Consider the following 3,809-nt stretch of genomic DNA (forward strand, 5'->3'; position numbering starts at 1 on the left):
CCAGATCCCCGGTGTCCACCAGCACCAGCCGCGACCGCCGTACGGCGACGAACTCGTCGGTCGCCTGCACCAGTTGACCGCCAGGCGCGGACACGGCCGCGGCGTAGTGACCAGCTGAGAACTCCCCTGGTGAGCGGACGTCCAGCAGATAGGTGGTCGACGTTTCGTCGTCGAGGTGTCCCTGTGCCTCAGCCGACGTCAGAAGCTCGGCGCCGGCGTCGCTCAACGTGCGCGTCGCCCAGGCCAGCACGTCCGGTGCCACGTCGACCGGTGCCGGTGCCTGCGGGCCGGGACCGAAGTCGAGCGGCTGTCCCGCCCACTGCCATGCCGGTGTGCCGTTGTGCAGGGAGAACACCGGGTTGGCGATCCCGGTATTGATCAGCGACTGGGCGCCGACGATGCCACGGGTGCGCCCCTGGCAGTTGACGACCACCTTCGTCGTCGGGTCGTCGATCACCTGCTGCGCCCGGTAGGTCACCTCCGCTCCGCCGCCGGTGTCGTAGCCGCCGGGGATGTGGTGGTGCGCGTACTCGGCAGGGGTGCGAGTGTCGAGGATGACGACCTTCTCGCCGGCGGCCTGCCAGGCCGCGACGGTCGCGCTCTCGACGGTGGGGGTGGAGTAGGTCTCCTCGATCCACTCCCCCAACGTCTTGCTGCGGACGTTGGTCCCGGTGTAAACGCGGCCACCGGCGCTCTTCCAACCGTCCACGCCGTTGTCGAGAACGGTGACGTCGCGGTACCCGAGTTGCTCGAGCAGCAGCGCCCCTCGTTCGTCGACCTCGGGGCTACCCGCCAGCACGATCGGGGTGGTCTCGTGCGGCACCAGGTCCGAGATGTGCTGTTCGACATCGTGATACGACAATCCCGCGCCGACCACGATGTGCCCGGCCGCTCGCTCGACCGGTGTGCGCAGGTCGAGTACCGCGAACTGGCGGTCGGTCGCGCGCAGGGCGTCGAGCAGGTCGGCGCCGTTGATTCGTTGAACCATGGGTTTTCCTCGCAATTTCGGGTGAATGGGCGAAATGGTCTACGGCCCGACCGGCGGCGTGCCCTTCAGCTGCACGCGATAGGCCACGCGCTCGACGCCGTACTCGAGGTCTTCCACGCGGCGGTGCCAGATGGCCCGGTTGTCCCACAGCGCCACGTCACCGGCCTGCCAGCGTCGGCGGACGGTGAACTCGGGCTGGCCACCCTGCTCGAACAGCAGGCGCAGCAGGTTGTCGCTCTCGACGTGGCCGAGTCCGACGATGCGGCGGGTGAACTGCGGGTTGACGAACAGTCCCTTGCGCCCGTTGAGCGGGTTCACTGCCACCACCGGGTGCTCGATCGGCCTGCGCCCGTTGACTTCCTCGCCTTCCCAGCGCCCGGCCTCACCGTTGGCGGCCTCGTACGAGATGCCCGCTCCGCCGTCGTGGATCGCCGTCAACGGGTCGATGAGGGTACGAATCGGTTCGCTGAGCGCGTCGTAGGCGGCCTGTACGGACGTGAACAGGGTGTCGCCGCCCACGTCGGGCACCGTGGCGATCTGGAACAGCGCGGCCTGCGGCGGATTCTGCTGAAAGGTGATGTCGACGTGCCAGGTCTCCCGGCCGCTGGTGGCCCGGTGCTGGGCGTGCGCCCTGGCATTCGACAACTCCACCACCTCGGGGTGACCATCGACGCTTGGCAGCACGGCGCTGGGTTGCGTGAGTTCACCGAATTGTGCTGCTGCCCTGGCCAACTGGCCCGGATCGAGACTCTGGCCTGGGAAGAAGAGCACGTGCCGCTCGGCGAATGCGGCGGCGAGCGCGCCCCGGGTGTCCTCGTCGAGTGGTACGGCCAGGTCGACCCCGGTCACCTCCGACCCGATGTGCGTGGTGAGCGGCTCGATCCGGATGTCGGCGCCCAGACGCGTCGTCAGCGAGGTCGCAGTTGTCATGTCGCTCCTAGTTGGTCTTGATGGCCTTGGTGACGTCCGCGGAGTACCTGTCGTCGTAGAGCTGGGCGACATCGGTGTGCCTGCGAAGGAAACCGACGCCCGTGAGCGTGTCGGCGAACTGCTGCTGCTCGGTGATGATGGCCGGTGTCACGGGTACGACGTCGTAGACGTACTGAACCCGCTGCTTGGCCTGCTCCTCGGTGAACTTGTTGGCCTTGACGTACACCGGAACCAATTCGGACTGATGCGTCTTCGACCATTCGAAGAACCGTGCGAGCCGCACCGTGAAGTCGGCGATCAGCGGCCCCTTGACCGAGTCGGCGATGACCTGCGGGGAGGAGGCCAGCACCGAGTAACCGTTGAAGCCGACGTCCTGGCCGGTCCACAGCACCTTCGCCCCGGCGGAAAGCGCTGTCAGCGCGGTGTAGCCGCCACCGGACCAGACGTCGATGTCACCGGAGATGACGGCCTGAATCCCGGTGGCGTCGTCGATCTTCACCGGCTGGATGTCGGCTTCGGTGAGGCCGGCCTTCTTCAGCGAGTAGATGAACATGGCGTTGTTGTTCGACCCGGGGATGTAGCCCCACTTCTTGCCGCGCAGATCGGCAGCCGAGGTGATGTTGGCCTTCGGCGAGACGATCGTGACGGCGTTGGAGTGGTTGACCGGGTCGGCGTCGGCGCCCAGCAGGATGTTCTTCAGCGGTACCGTGGCCGCCGTCCACTCCGGCGTCGCATTCGCGGCCAGCACCAGTGACGTCGCGTTGCCGAGGTTGATCACCGCGTCGGTCTGCTTGGACACCACCGAGTTCGCCGTGTCGGCGCCGCTGCCGAACGTTGCCCAGGTGATGTTGTAGGGCGCGTCCTTCAGGACACCCGACGTTTCGAGCGCCGGTTGCCAGAACGGGCCGTTCTGGCCGATCGTCAACGTCGGCTTGCTGGGATCGGCCTTGGGCCCTTGCGACGAACTTCCGCAGGCGGCGACGGTGCCCAGCGTCAGGACGGATGCCGTCACGATGACGGCGGCGGTGCGGAGCCGCCGCCACATGTGTTCGTGTTTCATGGTTTTGGCGCTTCCGGATCGGTCGGTGGTCGTTGGTGCACACCGAGGGTGGTCAACAGGGAGGTGCGGAGTTGGGAGAAGCGCGCGTGCCCGCGGTCACGCGGGCGCGGCAGGCCGACGTTCTCGTCGAAGCCGATCTGCCCGTCGACCAGCACCACCACCCGGTCGGCGATGGCGATCGCCTCGTCGACGTCGTGAGTGACCAGCAGGACGGCGGGCCGGTGGCGCTCCCACAGCGCGATGACGAGGTCGTGCATCTTGAGCCGGGTCAGTGCGTCCAGTGCCGCGAAGGGTTCGTCGAGCAGCAGCAGATCGGGGTCGCGCACCAGGGCGCGGGCCAGAGCCGTCCGCTGAGCCTCTCCGCCGGACAGCGTGTGGGGCCAGGCATTGGCACGTTCGCTCAGCCCAACCTCTTCGAGCGCACGCAATGCCACGCTGCGCGCGGCCTTTCCGAACCGGCGGTCCACGACGACGTTGCGCCACACGTTCAGCGAGGACACCAGGCGGGGCTCCTGAAACACCACCGAGCGCGACGTGGGCACCACGACCGTGCCCGCGGTCATCCTGTCCAGGTCGGCGAGGACGCGTAGCAGTGTCGTCTTGCCCGTGCCCGACGCTCCCAACAGAGCGACGAACTCCCCGGGGCGGATCGAGAGGTCGATACCGTCCAGGACGGTGCGCGCGCCGAAGTTCTTGGTGGCGTTGGCAACTTCCACGGCAGGCGGCGCCGTCACTTCGCCACCTTGGGTCGCCATGGCACCAGAAGTCGCTCGAGGAAGCGCATCACCGCGTCGATGGTCAGCCCGAGAGCGGCGAAGATGAGAACTCCGG

The 3,809-nt window shown here is 67.6% G+C and carries 4 protein-coding genes; all 4 read right to left on the reverse strand.

All coding sequences use genetic code 11. The features are described 5' to 3' along the window. On the reverse strand, nt 1-988 hold a 988-nt coding region (locus ACRDUX_RS37905; RefSeq protein WP_526422206.1), incomplete at its 3' end, for a rhodanese-like domain-containing protein. 39 nt (nt 989-1,027) lie between these two features. Next, nucleotides 1,028-1,918: a TauD/TfdA dioxygenase family protein gene (locus ACRDUX_RS37910; protein ID WP_526422208.1), complete on the reverse strand. Its 891-nt coding sequence runs from the start codon at nt 1,916-1,918 to the stop codon at nt 1,028-1,030. Between the two features lie 7 nt (nt 1,919-1,925). Beyond that, a complete protein-coding gene (locus ACRDUX_RS37915) occupies nt 1,926-2,978 on the reverse strand; it encodes an ABC transporter substrate-binding protein (protein ID WP_526422210.1) in 1,053 nt (350 codons plus the stop codon). Further along, nucleotides 2,975-3,733: an ABC transporter ATP-binding protein gene (locus tag ACRDUX_RS37920; protein ID WP_526422212.1), complete on the reverse strand. Its 759-nt coding sequence runs from the start codon at nt 3,731-3,733 to the stop codon at nt 2,975-2,977. Before ACRDUX_RS37920 ends, ACRDUX_RS37915 begins: the two co-directional genes overlap by 4 nt. Nucleotides 3,734-3,809: the final 76 nt, after the last annotated feature.

It is taken from the genome of Mycobacterium sp. (assembly GCF_050701675.1).
In the GTDB taxonomy this organism is placed as follows: Bacteria; Actinomycetota; Actinomycetes; order Mycobacteriales; family Mycobacteriaceae; genus Mycobacterium.